The sequence below is a fragment of the Paenibacillus sp. NPDC058898 genome (assembly GCF_049316025.1).
GTDB lineage: Bacteria > Bacillota > Bacilli > Paenibacillales > Paenibacillaceae > Paenibacillus_AQ.
This window is the reverse complement of record NZ_JBMOSM010000017.1, coordinates 74,932-96,541: the sequence shown is the minus strand read 5'-3', so window position 1 is coordinate 96,541 and position 21,610 is coordinate 74,932. Positions and strand designations below refer to the sequence as shown.

Below are 21,610 nucleotides of genomic sequence, written 5' to 3'. Positions count from 1 at the left end.
CACCGTCATAGGGATCTATGATATGGAGCTGTTTTTGCTGTTTAAGGAATACCATATTCCAAGAAACAAGGCTCGTTCTAACGCTTGCTGAGACTCTCTTGCGCCATACGAACCATCTCCCGGACCATGGAACCGCCAATCGCACCGCCGACTTTACCGGCCTGCTCGGTGGTCAGATCTCTGTTGTCGCCCGGCTTCAGCGGAACACCAAGTGACTTGGCCACCTCATATTTGACGTCCTGCTGTCTCTGCGGGTCTACTTGATAGCCTTCCTCCCGCATGACGTTGGTCATGAACTGCTGCATTTCGGGACTCCGGCGCCGCCTTGATCTTCTAGCCATTCCATAACCCCTCCTTACAGTATGGTTTCCCCTTCATAACATTCCCTGCAGGTCACCTACAGATGAATGGATAACCTAACCAGTTCAACTATGGGAAGAGCTGAAGAGAATGGGGTCGTGGGAGAGGTGGAAAATTCTTCACATAAGACAGAATCAGAGCATCGCTTGCATTCATTATCTGACGAAATCTTACCCACCATATAAACATAGAGGTATACCTCAGATGTACTTCGTATTAGAGGCTGGGTTGTTTACGGAAGGTCATCGGGGTAACCCCGGTTTCCCGCTTAAATACAGCACAGAACTGGGAGTCCTTGACGAATCCCGAATCGTTAGCCACTTGCGAGATGGTCATTTCCGTGTGCAGCAGCAGGGACTTGGCATGATCCAGCCGTTTGCGCAGCAAATAGTGCTGGGGAGAGACGCCGGTTGTTTCCTTAAACAAATGGCGGAAGCGCTCGTAACTGTACCCGGACATGCTGGCTAATGATTCGCCGGAAATTTTTTGCTGAAAATGCTCGTCCATATAATTGATGGCGTATTTAAGCCGTCCTTCAACCGGCTGGAGATGCTTGTTCAGACCTACCAGACGCTGAATTTGCGTGGTCAACTCGCTGACGAGCAGATTGAGCATCTCATAATATCCCTCCTGCTGGGAGGTAAACTCATATTCCATCCTCAGAATCAGCTGCTGGATCGTATGTTTATCGTCATCCTCAATGACTTTGTTCAAATTGCGGATGACCTCTTCCTGTTCGCAGAGAAAGCCGATAAAGAGCAGCTCCGAATCGGAGGTATGCTTCTCATCGTGCAGGGTATGCGGAGAGACGAGGGCGAAGGTATGCGGTTTGAAGGTGAAATTGGTCGTTCCGATCCGCGTATTTCCGCTTCCGCCAAAGTAATAAACAAGTTCATAGCATTTATGCTGATGCAGCTGAATGTAGGTGTCTTTTTTATGGTGAGTATGGAAAAGAAACAGCAACCGGTTCATAATTCCCCTCCTTGTGGCTAAATATTAGCCGATTATTATAAAAAGATGACCGAATTCGGGTGATATCCCGCTTATTTTATTGTTATTATCCTATCAGTTAGTTCCTATTATGACAATTCGACAAGGCGTGTCATCTTATGCTTTAGGGGGACGTTTCTATTCTATTGTCGGTATTTTTGTTATTTTCGTTACAGGTTATAGGTTAGGAACTAACAAACTATAGAGAAAAACGGGGGAGTCGGCTTATCATGGTATTTTCTAAAAAGAGAAGTTTTACAATGTTAGCGGCATTACTCATGGTTTCACTATTGCTCTCCGCATGTTCCGGGTCTGGAGCTGGAAGCAGTACGGGTGGATCGGGGGAGAAATCAGGTTCGAAGACCCTGACGATTATGGCGGAAACCAGTTCCCATGCGGATGCGTTCAAGAGCATCATCCCTGACTTCGAGGAAAAGTACGGCGTGAAAGTGAATGTCGTGGAACTTCCTTACGACCAATATCAACAACAGCTTAAATTAAAATTTGTATCCGAACAGGTCGATTTCGATTTGGCGTACATCCCGATCGGCTGGGTGCCTGAATTCCAACTGGCGAACTATATCGTTCCGATTGCCACGGAGCAGGCCAAGCTGGACGAGCTGGAATTGGATGATTTTCCGGGAATCGACAACGCTTATTTCGGTGCCGACAAACAGCTGTATTTCCTTCCTTATATGAATGAAACGCACGGTATTCTGTATCGGACCGACCTGTTTGAAGATGCGGCCGAGAAGAAAGCGTTTCAGGGCAAGTATGGCTATGAGCTTCAGCCGCCGCAGACGATGCAGCAGTACAAGGATATCGCGGCATTCTTCAACCGTCCGGACGAGAACCTGTACGGTGTGACTCTGATGGGCGAGAATAGCATTCTGTCCGGTTTTGCGTTCTACAACCGTCTGTTTAACTACGGCGGCGACTTATACGACGACAATTATAAACAGCAATTTAACAATGAAGCGGGTATCAAAGCGCTGAATGACTTCAAGGAATTGTTCCAGTATGCTTCTCCTGCGGCCAGACAGTATGGTTGGTCGGATGCTTCCTCCGAGTTTTTGCAAGGACGCAGCGCGATGGCGGAGATGGCCACTACGGTAGCGCAAATGGCGCAGGATCCGAATCAATCCACTATTGCCGGTAAGGTTGGCTTCACTGCAATTCCGGCAAATGACGACAATACGAGCGACATTAAACGCTTCTATCTGCCATACGGCTTTGTCATGACCAAGCATTCCGACAATCAGGAAGCCGCTTTCCAATGGATGGAGTTCGCAACCAGCCAGGAAATGATGGAGAAAGCGGCGCCGGTAGGAAACATTCCTGCCCGTACTTCGGCACTTACTGGAAGTTTGGCTTCGGAATACAGCTTCTATGAGCCGCATGCGGACATCATGAATTCCTTCCGCTTGGAGACGCTGCCGCTCATTCCGGAAGGTTCGACGATTACAGGCGAAATTCTGCCGAATGCCGTCGTGAAATATTTGTTCGGCGAACGAGCTGCCGAGGATGCCCTGAAAGAGGCGGAAACCGAATTCAATGAATTGATGAAATCGCGAGGATACTAAGGATCATACAGGAATGACAGCAGTTCGCTGCTAAGAGAAAGGAAGGGGCACCCTTCCTTTCTCTATATTCTCTAACGTAAGGCGGTTAAAGAACAATGCCATCTCAACCACGTGAAAGACTATGGTTCGTTTTGCCGGGCATTCTGATCATCGTTCTGGTTCTGCTGATTCCGATTCTGGCAGCACTGGGACTCAGTTTTTTCTCCTACCCGCTACAGCGACCGGATTTGGGCATCCAATTTATTGGACTCAATAATTTCAAAAGGCTTCTGGCGGACACCACCTTCATGAATTCATTATGGAGAAGTGTCCAGTTCACGGTAGGTGCCGTTGCCGCGGAAATGATCGTGGGAACGATGCTGGCCCTGCTGCTGAAGGGTCATGTGTGGGGGAAGTCATTCTTCAAAGTTGCCTTTATGGTCCCTATGATGATGGTTCCGGTTGTTGTCGGGGTAGCCTGGAGGCTGTTCCTGCTTCCAGAATTTACGCCGCTAGGACCCATCTTTAAATTTCTGCATATTCCCTTCGATACATCGAAGCTGCTGACCGATCCGGGCTGGGCGATGTTCTCGGTCATTCTGGCGGACGTGTGGCAGTGGAGTCCGTTTGTCATGATTATGGTACTCGCTAACCTTCAAGGGATCCCGGACGATGTGTACGAGGCCGCCCAGATGGACGGGGCTTCCAGATGGAAGACCTTCTGGTCGATGACCCTGCCATTGGTTGCCCCGGCTTTGCTGTCCGTAGCCGTGCTGCGGGCGATGGACGCCGTCCGGACCTTCGACTTGGTCTACATTCTAACCAGTGGCGGACCGGGCACGGCAACCGAGCTGGTGTCTGTATACAACTATAAAATCGCATTTAGCCGCTATGACATGGGATATGCGTCGGCTGTCTCCACTGCCGTGATGATACTGCTGGCCGTGGTCATATTCGGCGCGCTTTATATGCTTAGCCGGGGAGGGAAGAAGCGATGAATAGCCGAAAACTGAAAGACCATCTGTTTACGGGATTCAAAACAGGGATACTTCTCCTGTTCTTCCTCTTCTTCATGCTGCCGATCGTATGGGTGGCGCTGACATCGATTAAACGCCCTGTTGACCAGATGGCCATTCCGCCAGTCTGGTTCCCGGAGCAGCCGGTCTTTGACAGTTACCTGACCCTGTTTCAGAATCCAGATTTTGTGACAAGCCTGGTGAACAGCCTGCTGATTTCCGGCATTGCCACGTTGACCACCGTGGTTATCGGTGCGATTGCGGCTTATTCGATTGAACGCTTCCGTACCGGGGGCCCGCTGCTGCCGAATCTGCTCTTGATGACGCGGATGATTCCGCCCGTTGTCGTGATTGTGCCGATCTTCCTGCTGGCTTACCGCGTAAATCTGCTGGATACGTATGTTCTTTTAATCATTACCTATTCTGCGCTGAATATGGCGCTAATCATATGGCTGCTCCGTTCCTTCTTCGCCCAGCTGCCCGTGGAGATGGAGGAGGCGGCGATGATTGACGGCTGTTCCCGCATCGGATTGTTCTTCCGCATCGTGCTGCCGGTGGTCATGCCGGGCATTGCGGCAGCGGGGCTGATCTGCTTCATCTTCTGCTGGAATGAGTTCCTGTTCGCGGTGACGCTGTCGGGCGCCCATACGAAGACGATGCCGGTTCTGACCAGCACCTTCGTGAGCGAACGCGGACTGGACCGGGGGCTGATGTCGGCCAGCGGCTTGATATCTAGCCTGCCTGTTATTGTACTAACGATTGTGTTCCAGCGCTATTTGGTGAGCGGTCTCACCCAGGGAAGTGTAAAGTAATATTTTTTCGTATGGAGAGAGGAAGAGTTCAATGAAAAAGGTAATTATTGACTGTGATCCGGGAATGGACGATTCCCTGGCCCTGATCTTGGCGATCAAATCCCCTGCCCTTCAGGTAGAGGCCGTTACGACGGTAGCCGGTAACTATCCGATCGATGTGACTAGCACGAATGCCCTGAAAGTCATGGAGCTGCTTGGGAAGATCGATATCCCTGTGGCTAAAGGCATGGGGAAACCGCTGGTGCGGGCACTGGCTTCCGATCCGTTCAGTCATGGTTCGGACGGACAAGCTGAATATCATCTGCCGGCGCCGAAGCTGGAGCTGTCAAGCCTGCATGGCGCTGACATGATTATAGAGATGGTCAAGAAGAATGAGGGAGATATTCATATTCTGGCGCTGGGTCCCCTGACCAATGTGGCGCTGGCCATGATGATTGCACCGGAGATCAAACCGATGATCAGCTCGATCACGGCGATTGCCGGTTCCTATGGTCTTAATAGATATGCAACAGCTAACGCTACCGGCGATAATCCGCAGAGTGAGTGGAATGTGTACGTGGATCCGGAAGCTGCAGAGATCGTATTTAACTCAGGCGTGCCGCTGTATGCCATCGGATTGGACGTTGCTACTCATTTTGACGTGAACTTTACGGAGAGTGAGCTTGCCGAGCTGAAGCAGTCTCAAAACCGCGAGGCGGATTTCCTGCATAACATGATTCAATTCGTGCTGGGACGCGGTTTTGAATCGTATTGCGTGCTCATCGATTCGATGGCTGTCGCCGCAGTAATCGAGCCTTCCTTGATTCAATACGTGAAGGGCAAGGTCGGGATCGAGACGAAGGGGGAATTAACCCTGGGCATGACGATTTTGGATACGCGCCATCACCATACTTGGGAACATTTGCCCGAGATCAATGTGGCCTATGAAGCGGACTACCGCCGTTTCTTACGAAGGGTGATGGATGCCGTGCTCGCTTAATTGCGGGGAGAGCCTATTATCTTGTCAGTAGTGGGCGCATAAGCTGGATTCATCTTCAACCAGAAACCCTACCATATGTGATAGGGTTTCTGGTTTTTTTAATAGGGAAACAGGATAAGCCGATCTTGTCTACAGGGGTCAAGCGGAGGGGAGCAGGAAGAATTTTTCCAAGGGGTGGCTTAGGAAGAATAAGTTGCGGGGAATCCAAATAGGAATGATGTGTGGGTCGCCGGAGCCCCTTCAACGTTGTGTTCTGGACTGGATCGATTTGTCATGAGAGACTGACAATATTGCCATTTTCTTTACATAATTGTCCGGTATCCTGTTTAAGGGGGGAATGCGCGAATGAGGGCAGTAGGCTGCTAGGAATAGCGGATATGCCGGAAGAGAAAAGTTGGATTGAAGAAAATGCCTGCATAATGGAACCATTTGGTTGTCTGCACGTATACAAGGTTAATAGGTTCATCCGGGCTATTCGTTGTTATGAAATGAAGAATCTCTCATTGTACTGACTCTCAAAATTGCCATCAATTTGGCATTTGTTTTTATTAAAGAAAGCTGACGTGAACCTCTGTTCGTGTGGTACAATAGAAACCTAGAAGGTCTGAATGCTTCTGTTAAGCACTTGCATCGAATAAGTACCAGGGAGTTTGCATTTCTAAAATGCGGACAGCCCAGGTTTTCCCATCTTTTTTTAGAAAAAACAGATGTTTTGCGCTTAAGTCGCCCTGTTTGTGGTAATAGAAGAATACAGGGTTTTTTTTGAACTGTTGGGTGGCAATACATACCTTTTTTGGAACTACATTTCAGGCTATGGATTGAAATATTCAATGTAAAGCCATATTTCGATAAAAGTTCAAGCAGAATGCTCAAAAATGCAACTTTTTTAGCCGCTGAAGAGTCTTTACAATAGAGAGATATTTAACAGGTGATACGCTGCCGATTTCATAGGAATCTAGATACACTCGGTACAGGGCAGGTTGTTATGACGACAAGATGATTTCATAGGTCAGTCGGTAATGGCGGAGGGTCTGAAGCTGGTAAAGTATCTTGACGCGTAGCAACCAAGGGGAGAGAGGGATCGCAATGGGATTATTTGACGATGATTTCTATTCAACTAAAATTTCCAGACGGAGCAAAAATACCAGCGAGGACCGACCTGAGCGAACGAAGTGGCGGACGACCCGCCGTAAAAAGGGTTTATCGACATTCCAGATTTCCGCGATCAGTTCGGTGTGCAGTGCTCTGATTGCGGTGATGCTGTTCAGCTTCATAACGGGCCATCCTGCAACCTCTTCACCGATTACCCTGATTAATGGCAGCCATCAGCTGTCCACGTCCGATGGGGATCCCTATGAACGGATTATTAGCGTTGCTCAGAAGGTGCGACCGGTTGTTGTCAGTGTGCTGACACATAAAGAGAGCGCGGTGCCTGAAGAGGAAGGCCCTGAGGGAGAAGGGTTGGAAGAGGATTTCGGTACCCTGCCAGAGGAAGAGGGAGACTTTGAGCTTCCGGAGGGATTCGACTTCGGTGAGGATTTTGATTTCGGAAATGATTTCGGCAGTTCACAGGAAGACACCCTGGGCTCTGGCGTTATCTTCAAGAAACTTGAAGGCAAAGCCTTCGTGATTACGAATAACCATGTGGTTCAAGGTGCCGTTTCCCTTGAGGTTGTGCTGGTAGGCGGCGAGAAGAAGAAGGCGACGTTGGTCGGAACAGACAAAGTTAGCGATATTGCTGTTCTGTCGATTGACAGTAAAGGCATCGGAGAGGTCGCAGAGTTTGGGGATTCCTCCAAGCTTCGACTAGGCGAAACGGTCATCGCTATCGGCAACCCGCTGGGCCTGGGCGACACGCTCACATCCGGGATTGTCAGCTACACGAACCGTGTGATACCGGTATCCCTGAACCAGGACGGCATCTACGATTGGGAGCAGGCGGTCATTCAGACCGACGCTGCCATTAATGAGGGGAATAGCGGGGGCGCTTTGGTGGATTTGAATGGTAAAGTTATCGGCATCAACACGATGAAAATTGCGGACACCGGCGTAGAAGGGCTTGGGTTTGCAATTCCGGTCAATGAAATTACGGAGGTTGTAACCGAGCTAATGCTGAAGGGGCATATTGCACGCCCTTATCTTGGCGTATACACCGTGGACTTGGGTAACCCGTATGCTCCACTGAGCAAGAAGGAGAAGGAGAACCTCAAGCTGCCGAAGACGGTAACCGAAGGCGTGGTCGTGCTCGATGCGCTTGGACCTGCGCTGGATGCCGGCCTGCAGCTGAACGACGTGATCATCAAACTGGACGGCAAACCGATCACGACAACGCTGGAGCTGCGTAAGCATCTCTACCTCAACACGAAAGTGGGCAAAGACCTGGACGTGACCTTCTATCGTGACGGCAAGCTGCAGTCGCTGAAGGTGATGCTGGAAGAGAAGCCTGGAGAATAATGCAGGCTGGATTGGTTGACTTGGTTGGCCCAAGTCACTGCTGATTTTTTGGAGTAAATGTGCTTGTCCATTGTTTAATGCAGTAGGTTCATGGGTATATATTATGGTTAGCGTTGAATAATATCCAATATAGAGAGATTGAAAAAGGTTAGATACGAGCCGTGAAACGGCTGCGAAGAAGAGCGTGGATTACGCTCTTTTTTTGCTGTCTGCATCGAAATGATGGTGGGTATAAGGACTTTGGATGTGAAATCCATGGATAGATAGGAAGCTTTTGTGGATTGAAAAACGGCCGGGATGAGCAAATGGGTTAAAAACATTTCTTTTTCTCGTAGAGTGTGGTAGAACAGAAGAGTGGCTATACTGGTTTGAAGAAAAACACAACATGAGGCGAAAGATAGAAAGGATGCATAGAATGTACGTCGTATGCAAGGAACATGTGGAACTAGCGATCGAAAATTTCGTGGATGAATATGAGGATGCCCCGGATATTGTTGATCTGAAGGAGACCGAGTTTTCGGACTGGGACCCACCGGTGAAGTGCGCGGAGTGCGAGAAGCATGCTGAGTTTTTAGTTGTGTAACGTGAATATTTAAATTAAATAAATAATCCAAATGAGAAAGCGTGATGAATTCACGCTTTTTTTGTTTAAAGAGATGTTGAAGTGAATAGAAGAAACAAAGCTTCGATGGACAGTCCTCCGTAGTGTATGATGGATGTATAGATTACACGGAGGCGCGGGTAACCTAGCGTGAATGGAGACGATCAGAAATGGGTGACTACAGAAGATCATGGGAAGACGAGATCCGTCGGGCAGCCGATGAGGCCTATGAGAAGGAAATGGATGACATCAACCGACAGCTGAAGGAGGAAATTCTCATCGCTCTGATTGGTGATGTGAATACAGGCAAGTCCTCCACCATGAACCGGATCGTCGGTGAAGAGGTCGCTGGTGTCGGGGCAGAGCCTGGAGAAACGACGGAAATTAAACCGCATAAGTACAAGGAGCATATTTACTTCATGGATACACCCGGGTTGAATGATGTGAACATCGCGAACTCGGAGATCACCTTGAAATACTATAAACAAGCGGATATCGTTCTATTCTTCCTGAACGCTGCGGGTACGGTCTTCTCCGAGGCGGAGAAGACGTCCTTCGAGAAGATTCAGGACGTGAACTCGAACATCTTGATCGTGCTGAACAAAATAGACGCTGCAGATGAAATCGACCGCCTGGTAGCACGGATTAAGAAGGAAACCGGTGGGCATTATGAGGTTGCGCCGGTATCTTCACGGACGGGAGAGAACATTGACCGACTGCGGAGCAGCATTCTGGAGATGCTTAAAAAAAAGTCTAAAGACATTCTCTTTGCCAAAAGTATCAAGGAGAAGTCAGCGACTGCCAACGGATGGATCATCGGAGCCTCGATCTCGGCAGGAGCGGTAGGCGCATCACCCATTCCGGGGTCGGATATCATTCCGATCACCGGCATTCAGGTGAGTCTGCTCACCAGGCTTGCGGTGCTGTACAATAGGCCGATCAGCAAGGAGACGGCGAAGGAGCTGGTCATTGCCACGATATTCGGGAATATCGGCAAGAGTATTTTTCGACAGATTGTGAAGGTCTTCCCTGGAGCGGGGTCGGTCGCCGGAGCAACGGTAGCGGGTGCCACTACCCTGGCACTGGGATATGCAGTGAAATACGCTTACGAGCACAACATCGAGATCAATACGGCGAATATTACGAAGCTCTACAAGAGGTTCAGGGAGAAGGCGGAGACGGAAACCGAATCGGAATCGGAATCCAAGTCCGAGTCGAAGTAAGGAAGACGATGTCGAATGCATTCCACATCTAACGGATGGAAATAGAAAAAGGGGCCAACGGCCCCTGATCATAGCTGCGTCATTGCAGCGACATTATCATGATTTACTTAATGGCCGCAGCGTGATCGGCTTTTGCCTGCTCTAGCATCGATTTCCAATCTGGGAAATCGGTTTCTCTTGAAACATGACGGTCAAACAGTTCATCCGGAATGTTATCGATATCTTCGTGCGTTTCCACTTGGAAGTTACCTTTTACCACAAAATCTCCAAAACTGCTGTGCGATGAATGTTTACGCATAAACGATTCATTGAACAGCTTTTCCAGAGAGATGTTATCCGGATCCTCCTGTACCGATTTTTGGCCTTGTAATTCCTTCAACAGATCATCAAACGACATGGGCTTTTGCTTTCTCAGAGTACCACTCCTATAACTAATATTTGTGTTCAGTATAACATAACCGGATTTCTCATATACAGAGTCAGCTCCGGAAGGCTTGATGCCTTGTTATCTTCTTAATAATGAAGACCAAGTCTGTTCCAGCCAGTGATCAAAGTCATCGCCCTTGTCACCTTCGTACGTATCGTAGATGTCGATTCTCATCTTTTTTAATTTCTCTTTGAAGTCTTCATACGTGTGGTCACGGGGAAGGCTTTTTTTAATGCGGAGCAACACCTTCGAAACGTCCTTCATCAGTTCGCCTTTGGGTCTTTCCGGCATCTGCACGTCCTCACCAAAGGCCAGGAGTTTACGATAGGCTGCCTCTCGCACTTGATAAACCGCATCCGTATTCAGTCTATGCAGCAAAATATCAATGGATTTCTGATTTTTCCAATTTCCCAACGCTTCCACCGCGTCTAACCGTTCTCTCCAATTGGCATTCCGGTTGGCGGAGCTTTTGAGCTCCTCGTAATTCTCGGGCATGTCCGTTATTAATTCTTGACTGTCCAATCTGTTCATCTCCTTCAATATGATGTATCAGGTCGATCTGTACCATATGTTCATTTCGGGGTACCTTTATGATTCTCGGCTTCCGATGTACCGTCTGCCTGCTTGGCCCCTTTACTGGTATAAGGTTTGGGTTTACTCTTCGCTCTTCTCGCACTTGCATCCCAGCGGCTCCAGCCCTTCTTGCCTGTGCCTCTGCCTGTTCCGCCCTTGCCCTTGGATTTACTCAACCCATCACTCCGTTACGGTATATTCTTGTCCCTATATGCTGATTGTTTACCAGCACTGTTGAAATATACACTGTATTAGGCCATATGTATAGGATACCACGGAAATCAGCATAAGAATCGAATTATATGGAGATTGAGATTTCGGTATAAGTAGGGCCATGCCTTCGGTTGACTAATTTTTGCCAGCATGGTATCTTATTTTTGAACTGACCAGTCAGAATAAGAACGGTGATCTGAAATTTAGTTGTGAAAGGGCCGATTCGATTGTGAGCAAAGATAAAATTATCCAAGCAGCCATTGAAGTATTCTCCGAGAACGGATATCACCGCGCAAGCATGGACGAGATTGCCGCCCGCGCACAGGTTGCCAAGGGGACTCTGTACTATAACTTCCCGGGCAAATCCCAGCTCTTCAAGACGGTGGTGAAGCAGGGCTTCGAAGATATTATGCAGCGGACGGAGGCAGACCTGAATTCCTCCCTGCCAATGAAGGAGAAGATTGAGCGCACGATTCGCCATCATCTGGATCTGTTTCTCGAATCCCGCCATTTCTCGCACATCGTATTTAATGAGATTTCGAACGGCATCGAGCAGGATGTTCTGGACGAGTTGAAGGAGCTGAAACGGAAGTATTTAAGCTTCCTGGCAAGCATCATCGAGGAAGGTCAGTGCGAAGAGAACCTGTGCCGTGCCGTTGATCCTAATCTGGCCGCTGCCAGTATTGTCGGAACGCTGGAGAGCACATGTAATTATTACCTGAATCATCAGGGTACGTATTCACGCGAGGATCTGGAGCGGTTTGCCTTCACGATGATTACCCAAGGCCTGTTTATATCGCTTGAATAAGCAAGGCCTTCTTTTTTTAAGTATGTATAACTGACCAGTCAGTTCAAATTAGCGATGGAAAGCGAAGGTGTTAAGCATGGAATGGAATAAGAACGGTTTACTTCCGCTGGAATGGTTCCGCCAGATGCGGACGGAATCTCCGGTGGAGGCAATTGAGGGTAATGGAGGCTGGAACGTTTATAAATACGTGGATGTTAAAGCCGTCTTCACGAATTACGAAGTGTTCTCTTCTCAAGGGTCCTCTTCTTCCGATGACCCGATTGAATCCAGCATCCTGCGGCAGGATCCGCCGAAGCACCGTCAGCTGCGTAAGCTGGTATCCCATGCTTTTACGCCTCGTATCATAGAATCGCTTGCCCCCAAGATCCAGGAGATCACGACATCCCTGCTGGACGAAGCGGAGAAGAAGGGGAAGATGGATATCGTTGCCGATCTCGCAAGTCCGCTGCCGATCACGGTGATTGCCGAGATGCTCGGCGTATCGATGGAGGACCGGGAGCGATTTAAGGCGTGGTCGGACGCCCTGGTAGGTAACAATGGGGATGCTTATTATCAGTGTCAGCGTGAGATGAGCGAATACTTCTCCGAAATCGCGGAGAATCGCCGTCGTCATCCCCAGGACGATCTGATTACGAAACTGGTGGAGGCGCGTATCGACAATGAACATCTCACCGACCTGGAGATTATCGGGTTCTGTATTCTCCTTCTCGTAGCGGGTAATGAAACGACAACCAATCTGATCTCATCGGCGGTGCTTGCCTTTGACAGCCTGCCTGAGGTCCGTGCAGAGGTACTTGGAGATTCAACGCTGCTTCCAGGGGCAATCGAAGAAGTCTTCCGTTACTTCTCACCTGTTCAATTGATGTTCCGCAGCGTGAAGCAGGACACGGTGCTGCGCGGGCAGGAGCTGAAGCAGGGACAGTTCGTTTATATCTGGATGGCTTCGGCCAATCATGACGAGGATGTGTTCGAGCAGCCGGACGTATTCAACATCCACCGGAATCCGAACCCGCATCTGGGCCTCGGAAGCGGCATCCACTACTGTATGGGCTCACAGCTGGCGCGGATGGAGTCCCGGATTGCCCTCCAGACCCTGCTGGATCGTTACCCCGAATATCGCCGTAATTACTCCGTAGAGCTGGAACGGATGGATAGCACGATGATGTTTGCGCTGAAGGAGCTGCCGGTCTTTTTAAAATAGACACGAAGAGAAGAGTCACTCTCAGAGAGCGGCTCTTTTTTTCGATAATCGCTGTAAGTTGGTCAAACACAGTCGAACAAGCTTAGAAGTAAATGAGTTGGCAATCTCAAACTCTAATGCTCTGCTGGCTTTTGCGTTGACAAGGAAATACAGGGAGCTTGCTGTAGGAAGGCGGGGCGGGTCTGGGTATGTCCTTTAATTGGTGGCGGTACAATGTTAGAATGAACGACATAACAGCAGAGTTTAAGGAGCGAAAAACGCTATGAATATACAGATGGTATGCGTAGGCAAGTTGAAGGAGAAGTACCTGGTGCAGGGCATTGCGGAGTACAGTAAGCGTCTTGCGCCTTACGTGCGCTTGTCCGTGCACGAGGTGCCGGATGAGAAGGCCCCGGAGAACATGAGCGAAGCGGAGATGCGCCAAGTGCAGGAGAAGGAGGGCGTCGGTATTCTCAGCCACATCAAGCCGGACACGCACGTCATTGCTCTCGCGATCGGCGGCCAGCTGTGGTCCAGCGAGGACCTGGCGGCCCACATCGACAAGCTGGGGACGTACGGCACCAGCAACGTCGCCTTTGTCATTGGCGGCTCCAACGGCCTCTCTGAGGACGTGCTGAAGCGTGCTCAGACAAAGCTCAGCTTCGGGCGGATGACCCTGCCGCACCAGCTGATGCGGCTGGTCCTGGTAGAGCAGATTTACCGAGCGGTGAAGATTAATCGGGGGGAACCGTATCACAAATAACGAAAAGCCCTAAACAAGCTCCCCTTTAAGTAGACAGGATTAATAAATAAACCGGCTACTTCAGAGGAGCATATCAGTTGCCGTGGATGTCGAATTCTTTAGTATCCTTTAAAATTGTTTTACCACATCATCTGAATCAGTGGAGTAAGCCAGCTCTTTCTGTGCTTCCAGAGCCGCCAGTCTGTCCAGCAGGACTGCCCGGATTTGCTCATAGGCGTCACTGCCCAACGCCATACGTATCGGACCCTCTCCCTGGTCGACACGACGGATAATCTGCTGCGCCATTTTATCCGGATCGCCGACAACCATTTGATTGAACATGCTCATATCTATACCAGGCAGTTCTCCCTTCATCAGGCTAACGAATTGGCCCGCCTCCGTATCCCGGTATTCGTCCATCCGCTCGCCGAATACGGCGTTGCTTGTAATGAAATTCGTTCGGATTCCACCGGGCTCCACCATAGTGGTCTTAATATTGAACGGAGCCACTTCCTTAGCTAGCGCTTCAAAGGCTCCTTCGACCGCCCATTTCGAAGAGCAATACAGTCCCATACCCGGAATAGAATAATGACTCGCCATACTCGAAATCTGTACCATGTGACCGCCGCCCTGCTTACGGAAAAAGGGCAGGACTGCACGCGCTACACGTAGGGAGCCAAGCACATTGGTCATAAACTGATGCTCAATTTGCCTGTCGCTTGCTTCTTCCACTGCGCCATACAAGCCATAGGCTGCATTATTGACAAACACATCGATCGTGCCCAGTTCTAAAAATGCACGTTCCACCACTTCAGCAATTTGCTGAGAGTTTGTCAGATCTAAATTAGCCTGCCAAAGTTGTGAGCCATACTGTGCCTGCAGATCATCCAGCACCCCCGGCTTGCGTACCGTTGCGGCTACACGGTCCCCTCTATCAAGCAACTGGCGAGTTATACGTGAACCCAAGCCTCCTGATGCTCCTGTAATGAACCAAGTTTGCATGCTAAACACCCTCCATTCGTTGTCATCCACTGAATTGTACAAACAACTAGAGGGAGCTAGCCACAGCACGTCTATTCTATTAACGGGAGTAACAGTCTACGGTAGCTGCCTGTCCTGCTCAAGTAAACGTAATAATCTCTCCTCCGTACCTGAACCGGGCACCGGAACAAAGAAACACCAGTGCAGTCCCGGGTCATTATCGATTACAGCCGCGGAATGGAGCTCGAACTCCATCTCCTGTGCGTCAGGAACACGGAATAAAGCGGTGGCTACGCGTTTTTGTTTGATTTCATATAGCTCCCAGAAATGTACGAACTCCACGCTTTCCCGCGTCAAGCGTTCAAACCGTTCCATATATAACGGGTTGTTCTTGTAAAGATCGAAGCCTGCCCGCAGAACGGCTACAGAGTAACGGGCAGCGCCTTCCCAATTCACCAGTCTGTTGCGGTAATCAGGCTTTAAAAACATAATGTCCATCATATTCCGTTCGTTGTCCGGCAGACTGCCGAAATCGGCTACGATCAGTTCTGCCGCTCGATTCCAGACGATAACGTCCGTACCTTCGTCCGTGATAAAAGAAGGATAATGCAGCTGATCTACGATTTGCTGCAAAACTCTCGTATCCGGCCCTTCGCTATTTGGCACTGTGACGACGCTCGCCACATCTACATTGGCCAGATCGAATAGATGCTTCTGCTCGTCTTCGTCAAGCTGAAGCGCTTTGCTGATACTTAGCAGCACTTCCGGCGAAGGATTAACCTCCTTGCCTTGCTCCAGCCAGGCATAGTAAGTCACGCTTATATTGGCAAGATAAGAGACTTCTTCTCTTCGAAGTCCCGGAGTGCGTCTTCGTCCGGGCAGCGGCTGGATCCCTGCCTCTGAAGGCTGCAAGCGTTCTCTGCGCGATTTTATGAACTCACCCAATGCGGATGAGAAACGATTTGTTTTCAAGCAGCTCACCTCTAATTACTTATATGGAAGAACATATCTACCGCTATTAACCAAATGGACCAAAAACACTTCCTACACATTCATTATAATCTCTGTTAATTGTCGGTTGCCACAAAAGAGAACCATAACGAGTACCGCTACTGTTACTCCCGTTAATAGAATAGATATGCTGTGGCTAACCCCCTCCTACCGACGGTACGATTAAGATCATTTACATCAGAGCAGTGCTATCGATAGGAGGTTTTGTATCTTGAATAAGTATGCATATAGAAACAAGCTGGCTGTAGTCACCGGTGCTTCATCGGGAATCGGGAAAGTGTATGCCAAAGAACTGGCGGCACGAGGCTGTCATGTCGTTCTGGCGGCGCGCTCAAAGGACAAACTGGATGCAATGGCGGGGGAAATCAACCGCCAGTACGGGGTGCAGGCTTATGCATTGGCTTGCGATTTGTCCAAAGCGAATGCCCCGCGTCAACTGGCCGAACAACTATCCGAACTGGGCTTATCGGTCGATATTCTCATCAACAACGCAGGCGTTGGCACTTATGGCCGTTTCGAGGAAATAGACCCGGAGCGCGAGCAGGAAGAGATTATGCTGAACACGGCTGCGTTAGTCGATCTTACGCATCGGTTGCTGCCCGATATGCTGAGGAGAAAGGATGGAGTCATCGTTAACGTGGCTTCGATGGCTGCGTTCATGCCTTGTGCATATTCTGCAGTCTATGGGGGTACCAAAGCATTTGTATTGTCTTTCTCTGAGGCGCTATGGGCGGAGACGCGCGGGCGTGGTGTTCGCGTGCTCGCACTGTGCCCGGGTGCAACAGAGACGGGATTTTTCGATGCGGTCGGCAGCGAGGAGATGGGAGCAGGTCAGAAGCTCTCGACCCCGGAAAAGGTTGTACAGGCCGGATTCCGCGGAATTGACCAGGGGCGCAGCTATATCATCGATGGCCGTAGCAATTACTTTATGGCTCTAATGATCCGACTTTTCAGCAGGCGCAGGGTGGCTTTGATCATGGAACGTATGTCAAAACCAAAGAGGCACTGATAGCGGGGTCCGGTTCTTGACTTAGAGTCTCGATGCACTTGAAGATCACCAACAGTAAATCATATAGACATCATTTAACAATAAAACTCTTCATGGAGACTGGTCTTTCCAAGAAGAGTTTTTCGCCGATAGACCCGTTACGCTGAACCGTATCATAAGTAACGGCGAAATATTTGGTGAAACGTCTCCTTAGTAACATATCAAATCTTCCTAGCAACAATGAAATATTCCTGAGAGCTTTTCTTCAAGCAATCCGATTCGACAATTGAAAAACTCCCTTTCTCAATTGTATCGATTAAATTTTGTATTTTAAATGATCTTATATTCGGCGTTAGACCAACTCTACCTGCAATGAATAACAAGCTGCTTAGAAATTTCTTTTCTCCCATGCATGGTATTGCAGAAATCAATAATCCTCCCGGTTTCAACAGTTCATTCATTCGTTGCAGAACGATATGTTCATCTTCCAACAAATGCAGAACATGGAAGGCCAAGATGGCATCAAATGAGCCTTTCTTATACCTTTCATCGAAAATGGTCGCATGAGCGTAGTTTATATTTGCGATGTTTCGCTCTTTTGCCTTTTTTTCTGCAATTGCGATCATATTCGAAGATATATCAATCGCATGAATCCCTTTCACATATTCGGCAATTTCATTTGCTATCAACCCAGTGCCACAGCCGAAATCCAAAACAATGCTGCTTATTTTAAGATGCGTTTTCGTTCTTTTTATTATATTGATGTAAGTCTGTTCATCCTTCATCTCGATTTGATCATATTGACTTGCTGTTTTGTCCCAGAAACGTTCTGATGCATTCATTTCCGTTACACCTTCTTTTCTAGAGCATCCGCCCGGTTGAATCCTTTAAGGATTAGCCATATAGCCAAAACCAATTGTTGAGAGGCTATTGGAACGTTCAACGTCATGTAGGTTGCATCGAGACCGATGAAGCGAATCATAAATAATAAGCTCGCCAATATGGACAATATAGATCCAATAAGACCCGAAACGGACAACCAGCGTGGGACGAATTTTGTTTGGTAAAATATGCAGTTAAACAAGAACATCGCCAAAACAGATGTCAGTGTCGTGGCCACATGATTCACCAAATCACGTCCTTCCCGTAACAATCCACCCAAGGTCTGAAAATACGAGTCATCCAGAGTTCCAACTTTTGCAAATTCGTGGCTTAATGTCAATAGCAACAGAAGAATGATTACACCAATAATAATGAACACACCCGCAATGATGCCGAAAGCAGCAGATCCAAGAGCTAAACCTTTATTATGCTTACTTAGAACCGGATACAACGCAATAGGAATACCCACATATGCAACAACCATTAACAACTGGGAAAACGCTCCTATCAGTACCAAATTTCCATTTGTAGAAGCCTGAACAAGGTAGTCTGCTCCATCTATAACTGGAACAACACTAAATATACCTGTAACCAACCCGGCTAATAATAACACCCCAGTAATTACTGCAGACCATCTGCCTGAATTTGTATTCTTCCTCCTCATCCATGAGCCTCCTCATCCTTACCTGCCCTTATCATCATATTGAAAGACCTCTTCGATGGACTTTTCGAAGACACGCGCGATGCGAAAAGCCAGCTCCAATGAAGGTGAATAATTCCCCTTCTCGATAGCAACAATCGTTTGTCTGGTGACCCCGGCCTTATCAGCTAATTGCTGCTGGGTCATCTCGTTATGATGAAAGCGAAGATTCCGTATATGATTGCTGATCGCATCCTTTCCCATGTTAGACTCCCTTTCTATAAAAGTAGAATTGAGCGATACGTCCCAGTAGATCGGATAAAAAACCGAAGAAGATCAACACAAGAAACGTTAAGTAAGTTGGAAGATCCGTAACGAGCGGAATCATGGATAATATAAACCCGAAGAAAAACACATAAAGCGAAATCCGGTCTGCCTTCAACTCGATGATCTTATCCAACTCATCTTCAAAAGAAGGCCCATCTTCATTCGTGGCGATTTTATTGATGATGACAAACACGACATGAATAATAATCTTAGCTACAATCGACACCGGGAGCAGCACCAGAATGAAGGAACCCCAAAAACTGAAGTCGCTGGCCGAAGTGATGCTGCCTTCCTCGGCCTTGTTTACAGCGTATAAAGTGTAGAGGGTGAAGATAAGTAAACTGCTGATGATGGAAACAAAAATTTTTTTTTCTTGATAGGACATATTGACCTCCTTATTAAAGGAATTATTTCCAAAATGTAAATTAAACTATACATAATGTAATTAAAACCAGATCCTTTGTCAAGTTTACTTTACACACATTTCTGCGCCATCAATGTGTCTATGATTGGTTTAGAACGTTGTTTTATTATCGGAGTAAATATGTATCAAATAATCAACGTCATTGATAAGCTGTATTACACCTTTTAATCCTTCCTCCGTAGGCAATGACAGCTTGGGCGATTTACCCTTTAATGCGGAAGAGCTATAATTCCATCAAAAGCCCGTCATCTCACGTAAATTTAGGTGAATTTCAAAGGAGGCCCATAGGAAAATGACCAGAATTCTTGTCGCAGACGACGATGCCCATATTCGCAAGCTCATAGCCTTGTATTTGCGGAACGAAGGGTTCGATACTGTCGAGGCAGCAGACGGTGTCGAGGCGCTATCCATCATGGAGAATTCGACTGTCGATATCGTTATTCTCGATATTATGATGCCGCATATGGACGGATGGGAGTTGTGCAGGGAGATCCGTCGTCTATATCCGGAAATTCCGCTACTTATGGTAACAGCCAAAGGAGAATCGGGGCAAAAGGTGAAAGGCTTCCAGCTCGGCACGGATGATTATGTGACCAAGCCTTTCGATCCCTTGGAGCTTGTGATGAGAGTAAAAGCGCTGCTAAAGCGTTATCGAATCGTTTCCTCCCAGATCGTTCAATTAGGTGGAATCGTGTTGGACCGGCGGGCCTTCAAAGTGATTCGACAAGGAGAAGAGCTCATATTGCCGTTAAAAGAGTTTGAGCTTCTGTTCAAACTGGCCTGTCATCCTGGACAGATATTAACCAGAGAACAGCTAATCATGCAAATATGGGGGATGGATTACGAAGGCGACGACCGAACCGTCGATGTCCATATTAAGAGAATTAGGGAGCGCTTCACCGAGGATTCCGAGCATTTCAGAATCGAGACGGTCCGCAGTCTCGGATACCGGCTAGAGGTGAAGAAATGACAAGGTCTTTATACGTCCGCGTCGTGCTAACGTTTTTGGCAGCCATGGGAATAGGCCTGATTGTCTCCGTTCTGGCGGGGCTCGCCTTATTCGAGAAAAAAATAGACCGAATCGGGCAGAACGATTTGATAGCCGCGGGCGAGGAAATCATTCGCGTCTACGAACAGACGGGGCCGGCAAATTTGGATCGGTTTATGGATAGCATGGTGAAGCTGACCTCCTACTCCGTTCAACTATACGCCGACTCTGGAGCCATGGGATCCTTCAAGTACAGCTCCGACACGAAAGATCTTGCGATTTCGCAGGAATCCATTCGGAAAGTAAGGGAAGGCGAGATATACCGGTCTTCCTCCAAGGATAAGGAGACGTTCATCGGGCTGCCTTTCCAAATCGGCGGTGAGCGTCAAGCTTTATTTTTGCGGCCCTCATCCAGGAACGAATCGACCCTCATTCACTTAATGTTTACCATCCTTTTATTTGTTCTGATTACGGGAAGCGCCTGCATTCTCATAGCCGCCATCTATGTTGTAAAACCGATAAAGACGCTTACTGCCGCGACTAGACGACTTGCGAAGGGCGATTTCGACGTGGAATTGGGAGTGAAGCGCAAGGACGAGCTGGGAACTTTGGCTCGGAGCTTTAACGAGATGGCGATTGGGCTTAAACAATTGGAGCAGATGCGTCAGGACTTTGTCTCGAATGTGTCGCACGAGATTCAGTCCCCTTTAACGTCCATTTCCGGTTTTGCGAAAGCGCTGAAGGACATAAAAGCAATTGCCGAAGACGAGCGCATTCAGTATCTTGATATCATCTTGGCCGAAAGTGGCCGATTATCCAGGCTCAGCGATAATTTACTCAAGCTCGCGTCCCTCGATTCCAATCACCATCCTTTGGAGTACGCCACGTTTCATCTTGACGAACAAATTAGGCAGGTTGTCGTGAACTGCGAACCTCTATGGTCAGAGAAAAACATGGATATTGATCTGGATTTGCCTCAGGCTGCTGCAATAACGGCCGATAAGGATCAGCTCAATCAAATATGGACGAATCTGCTCAGCAACAGCATCAAGTTTACGCCGGAAGGCGGACTTATCCATTTTCAATTAAGGACTCGCATGGATGGATATACCGTGACTTTATCCGATTCCGGGATCGGTATTGCACCTGAACAACTGGACCGCGTTTTTGAGCGTTTTTATATGACGGACAGGTCCCGGAATCGCAGTGGCGGTGGCAACGGCCTTGGACTGGCTATCGTCAAAAAAATTGTCGCTCTTCACCGGGGTGATATTAATATGGAAAGCAAAGTCGGACAAGGCACGAAAGTCGTCGTTCATCTGCCCGCCATTCCGCCTGTCAAAGCGTAAACCAGTTCACGCTCCGTTCATATTTCTCCCATACTCTTCCGAATGTATCGCAACGACTATAGGAGAAAAGGTATTGGAGG

General features: G+C 48.4%; 24 protein-coding genes. 13 read left to right on the top strand and 11 right to left on the bottom strand.

Annotation, left to right across the window (positions count from 1 at the left end; translation table 11 throughout):
* Positions 1–77 precede the first annotated feature (77 nt).
* Together ACOZB4_RS29860 and ACOZB4_RS29855 are read right to left on the bottom strand one after the other, a co-directional pair.
* On the bottom strand, positions 78–341 hold the full coding sequence (locus ACOZB4_RS29860) for an alpha/beta-type small acid-soluble spore protein (RefSeq protein ID WP_256720877.1): 264 nt from the start codon (positions 339–341) through the stop codon (positions 78–80).
* 235 nt (positions 342–576) lie between these two features.
* Positions 577–1,332, bottom strand: a complete 756-nt coding sequence (locus ACOZB4_RS29855; protein WP_339269104.1) for an AraC family transcriptional regulator — start codon at positions 1,330–1,332, stop codon at positions 577–579.
* 296 nt (positions 1,333–1,628) lie between these two features.
* Between ACOZB4_RS29855 and ACOZB4_RS29850 the strand changes: the two genes are divergently transcribed.
* The 7 genes from ACOZB4_RS29850 (at position 1,629) to ACOZB4_RS29820 (ending at position 9,997) form a co-directional block, all read left to right on the top strand.
* Entirely contained in the window at positions 1,629–2,933 is a 1,305-nt protein-coding gene (locus tag ACOZB4_RS29850; protein WP_422759720.1) for an ABC transporter substrate-binding protein, read from the top strand.
* Positions 2,934–3,028: 95 nt separating this feature from the next.
* A complete protein-coding gene (locus tag ACOZB4_RS29845) occupies positions 3,029–3,910 on the top strand; it encodes a carbohydrate ABC transporter permease (protein WP_083659872.1) in 882 nt (293 codons plus the stop codon).
* Positions 3,907–4,740 (top strand): carbohydrate ABC transporter permease, encoded by an 834-nt coding sequence (locus ACOZB4_RS29840; RefSeq protein WP_379411848.1) that lies wholly within the window; start codon positions 3,907–3,909, stop codon positions 4,738–4,740. The genes ACOZB4_RS29845 and ACOZB4_RS29840 overlap by 4 nt, the downstream gene beginning before the upstream one ends.
* 31 nt (positions 4,741–4,771) lie before the next feature.
* Complete coding sequence (locus ACOZB4_RS29835; RefSeq protein WP_379411845.1) at positions 4,772–5,719, top strand: nucleoside hydrolase; 948 nt, start codon at positions 4,772–4,774, stop codon at positions 5,717–5,719.
* 1,086 nt (positions 5,720–6,805) lie between these two features.
* A complete protein-coding gene (locus ACOZB4_RS29830; RefSeq protein WP_215162906.1) occupies positions 6,806–8,173 on the top strand; it encodes a S1C family serine protease in 1,368 nt (455 codons plus the stop codon).
* 415 nt (positions 8,174–8,588) lie between these two features.
* Positions 8,589–8,756 carry a CxxH/CxxC protein gene (locus ACOZB4_RS29825; RefSeq protein ID WP_006207301.1) on the top strand — a complete coding sequence of 56 codons (168 nt, stop codon included), beginning with the start codon at positions 8,589–8,591 and terminating at the stop codon, positions 8,754–8,756.
* Between the two features lie 188 nt (positions 8,757–8,944).
* The gene (locus ACOZB4_RS29820) at positions 8,945–9,997 is read left to right on the top strand and encodes a GTPase (RefSeq protein WP_379411842.1); all 1,053 of its coding nucleotides are present in this window, start codon (positions 8,945–8,947) and stop codon (positions 9,995–9,997) included.
* A 103-nt stretch (positions 9,998–10,100) separates the two neighbouring features.
* Here ACOZB4_RS29820 and ACOZB4_RS29815 read toward each other — a convergent pair whose 3' ends face one another.
* The 3 genes from ACOZB4_RS29815 to ACOZB4_RS29805 form a co-directional block, all read right to left on the bottom strand.
* Positions 10,101–10,394, bottom strand: a complete 294-nt coding sequence (locus ACOZB4_RS29815; RefSeq protein ID WP_076326602.1) for a hypothetical protein — start codon at positions 10,392–10,394, stop codon at positions 10,101–10,103.
* Positions 10,395–10,502: 108 nt separating this feature from the next.
* Complete coding sequence (locus tag ACOZB4_RS29810) at positions 10,503–10,955, bottom strand: HEAT repeat domain-containing protein (RefSeq protein WP_076326603.1); 453 nt, start codon at positions 10,953–10,955, stop codon at positions 10,503–10,505.
* A gap of 41 nt (positions 10,956–10,996) precedes the next feature.
* Positions 10,997–11,173 (bottom strand): DUF3934 family protein, encoded by a 177-nt coding sequence (locus tag ACOZB4_RS29805; protein WP_076326604.1) that lies wholly within the window; start codon positions 11,171–11,173, stop codon positions 10,997–10,999.
* A 266-nt stretch (positions 11,174–11,439) separates the two neighbouring features.
* On the opposite strand from ACOZB4_RS29805, the gene ACOZB4_RS29800 reads away from it, so the two are divergent.
* The 3 genes from ACOZB4_RS29800 to rlmH all read left to right on the top strand — a co-directional run bounded on the left by ACOZB4_RS29800 (position 11,440) and on the right by rlmH (position 13,961).
* On the top strand, positions 11,440–12,018 hold the full coding sequence (locus ACOZB4_RS29800) for a TetR/AcrR family transcriptional regulator (protein WP_339269086.1): 579 nt from the start codon (positions 11,440–11,442) through the stop codon (positions 12,016–12,018).
* A 76-nt stretch (positions 12,019–12,094) separates the two neighbouring features.
* On the top strand, positions 12,095–13,219 hold the full coding sequence (locus ACOZB4_RS29795; protein ID WP_379411832.1) for a cytochrome P450: 1,125 nt from the start codon (positions 12,095–12,097) through the stop codon (positions 13,217–13,219).
* 262 nt (positions 13,220–13,481) lie between these two features.
* Positions 13,482–13,961, top strand: a complete 480-nt coding sequence (gene rlmH, locus ACOZB4_RS29790) for a 23S rRNA (pseudouridine(1915)-N(3))-methyltransferase RlmH (protein WP_213647598.1) — start codon at positions 13,482–13,484, stop codon at positions 13,959–13,961.
* 108 nt (positions 13,962–14,069) lie between these two features.
* Here the strand turns inward: rlmH and ACOZB4_RS29785 are convergent, their stop codons facing one another.
* Together ACOZB4_RS29785 and ACOZB4_RS29780 are read right to left on the bottom strand one after the other, a co-directional pair.
* A complete protein-coding gene (locus ACOZB4_RS29785; RefSeq protein WP_379411827.1) occupies positions 14,070–14,942 on the bottom strand; it encodes an SDR family oxidoreductase in 873 nt (290 codons plus the stop codon).
* A 96-nt stretch (positions 14,943–15,038) separates the two neighbouring features.
* Positions 15,039–15,902, bottom strand: coding sequence for a helix-turn-helix transcriptional regulator (locus tag ACOZB4_RS29780; RefSeq protein WP_379411824.1), 864 nt, complete (start codon positions 15,900–15,902; stop codon positions 15,039–15,041).
* Positions 15,903–16,143: 241 nt separating this feature from the next.
* Here ACOZB4_RS29780 and ACOZB4_RS29775 point away from each other — a divergent pair, with 241 nt between their 5' ends.
* A complete protein-coding gene (locus tag ACOZB4_RS29775) occupies positions 16,144–16,941 on the top strand; it encodes an SDR family NAD(P)-dependent oxidoreductase (RefSeq protein WP_379411821.1) in 798 nt (265 codons plus the stop codon).
* A 200-nt stretch (positions 16,942–17,141) separates the two neighbouring features.
* Here ACOZB4_RS29775 and ACOZB4_RS29770 read toward each other — a convergent pair whose 3' ends face one another.
* The 4 genes from ACOZB4_RS29770 to ACOZB4_RS29755 are packed head-to-tail and all read right to left on the bottom strand — an operon-like array spanning position 17,142 to position 19,154.
* The gene (locus tag ACOZB4_RS29770) at positions 17,142–17,762 is read right to left on the bottom strand and encodes a class I SAM-dependent methyltransferase (protein WP_379411818.1); all 621 of its coding nucleotides are present in this window, start codon (positions 17,760–17,762) and stop codon (positions 17,142–17,144) included.
* A gap of 5 nt (positions 17,763–17,767) precedes the next feature.
* Positions 17,768–18,466 carry a DUF4386 domain-containing protein gene (locus ACOZB4_RS29765; protein ID WP_379411815.1) on the bottom strand — a complete coding sequence of 233 codons (699 nt, stop codon included), beginning with the start codon at positions 18,464–18,466 and terminating at the stop codon, positions 17,768–17,770.
* Positions 18,467–18,484: 18 nt separating this feature from the next.
* Positions 18,485–18,706: a helix-turn-helix transcriptional regulator gene (locus ACOZB4_RS29760; RefSeq protein ID WP_076326716.1), complete on the bottom strand. Its 222-nt coding sequence runs from the start codon at positions 18,704–18,706 to the stop codon at positions 18,485–18,487.
* A gap of 1 nt (position 18,707) precedes the next feature.
* On the bottom strand, positions 18,708–19,154 hold the full coding sequence (locus ACOZB4_RS29755; protein WP_076326715.1) for a hypothetical protein: 447 nt from the start codon (positions 19,152–19,154) through the stop codon (positions 18,708–18,710).
* A gap of 331 nt (positions 19,155–19,485) precedes the next feature.
* Between ACOZB4_RS29755 and ACOZB4_RS29750 the strand changes: the two genes are divergently transcribed.
* Positions 19,486–20,163 (top strand): response regulator transcription factor, encoded by a 678-nt coding sequence (locus ACOZB4_RS29750; protein WP_379411811.1) that lies wholly within the window; start codon positions 19,486–19,488, stop codon positions 20,161–20,163.
* The gene (locus tag ACOZB4_RS29745; RefSeq protein ID WP_379411808.1) at positions 20,160–21,530 is read left to right on the top strand and encodes a sensor histidine kinase; all 1,371 of its coding nucleotides are present in this window, start codon (positions 20,160–20,162) and stop codon (positions 21,528–21,530) included. The genes ACOZB4_RS29750 and ACOZB4_RS29745 overlap by 4 nt, the downstream gene beginning before the upstream one ends.
* Positions 21,531–21,610 lie beyond the last annotated feature (80 nt).

Coding starts and splice junctions, on each gene's coding strand:
- ACOZB4_RS29750 (WP_379411811.1), top strand. CDS start 19,486: ATGACCAGAATTCTTGTCGCAGACGACGATGCCCATATTCGCAAGCTC.
- ACOZB4_RS29860 (WP_256720877.1), bottom strand. CDS start 341: ATGGCTAGAAGATCAAGGCGGCGCCGGAGTCCCGAAATGCAGCAGTTC.
- ACOZB4_RS29815 (WP_076326602.1), bottom strand. CDS start 10,394: ATGTCGTTTGATGATCTGTTGAAGGAATTACAAGGCCAAAAATCGGTA.
- ACOZB4_RS29835 (WP_379411845.1), top strand. CDS start 4,772: ATGAAAAAGGTAATTATTGACTGTGATCCGGGAATGGACGATTCCCTG.
- ACOZB4_RS29785 (WP_379411827.1), bottom strand. CDS start 14,942: ATGCAAACTTGGTTCATTACAGGAGCATCAGGAGGCTTGGGTTCACGT.
- ACOZB4_RS29825 (WP_006207301.1), top strand. CDS start 8,589: ATGTACGTCGTATGCAAGGAACATGTGGAACTAGCGATCGAAAATTTC.
- ACOZB4_RS29810 (WP_076326603.1), bottom strand. CDS start 10,955: ATGAACAGATTGGACAGTCAAGAATTAATAACGGACATGCCCGAGAAT.
- ACOZB4_RS29855 (WP_339269104.1), bottom strand. CDS start 1,332: ATGAACCGGTTGCTGTTTCTTTTCCATACTCACCATAAAAAAGACACC.
- ACOZB4_RS29840 (WP_379411848.1), top strand. CDS start 3,907: ATGAATAGCCGAAAACTGAAAGACCATCTGTTTACGGGATTCAAAACA.
- ACOZB4_RS29850 (WP_422759720.1), top strand. CDS start 1,629: ATGGTTTCACTATTGCTCTCCGCATGTTCCGGGTCTGGAGCTGGAAGC.
- ACOZB4_RS29765 (WP_379411815.1), bottom strand. CDS start 18,466: ATGAGGAGGAAGAATACAAATTCAGGCAGATGGTCTGCAGTAATTACT.
- ACOZB4_RS29845 (WP_083659872.1), top strand. CDS start 3,029: ATGCCATCTCAACCACGTGAAAGACTATGGTTCGTTTTGCCGGGCATT.
- ACOZB4_RS29745 (WP_379411808.1), top strand. CDS start 20,160: ATGACAAGGTCTTTATACGTCCGCGTCGTGCTAACGTTTTTGGCAGCC.
- ACOZB4_RS29830 (WP_215162906.1), top strand. CDS start 6,806: ATGGGATTATTTGACGATGATTTCTATTCAACTAAAATTTCCAGACGG.
- rlmH (WP_213647598.1), top strand. CDS start 13,482: ATGAATATACAGATGGTATGCGTAGGCAAGTTGAAGGAGAAGTACCTG.
- ACOZB4_RS29820 (WP_379411842.1), top strand. CDS start 8,945: ATGGGTGACTACAGAAGATCATGGGAAGACGAGATCCGTCGGGCAGCC.
- ACOZB4_RS29760 (WP_076326716.1), bottom strand. CDS start 18,706: ATGGGAAAGGATGCGATCAGCAATCATATACGGAATCTTCGCTTTCAT.
- ACOZB4_RS29755 (WP_076326715.1), bottom strand. CDS start 19,154: ATGTCCTATCAAGAAAAAAAAATTTTTGTTTCCATCATCAGCAGTTTA.
- ACOZB4_RS29770 (WP_379411818.1), bottom strand. CDS start 17,762: ATGAATGCATCAGAACGTTTCTGGGACAAAACAGCAAGTCAATATGAT.
- ACOZB4_RS29795 (WP_379411832.1), top strand. CDS start 12,095: ATGGAATGGAATAAGAACGGTTTACTTCCGCTGGAATGGTTCCGCCAG.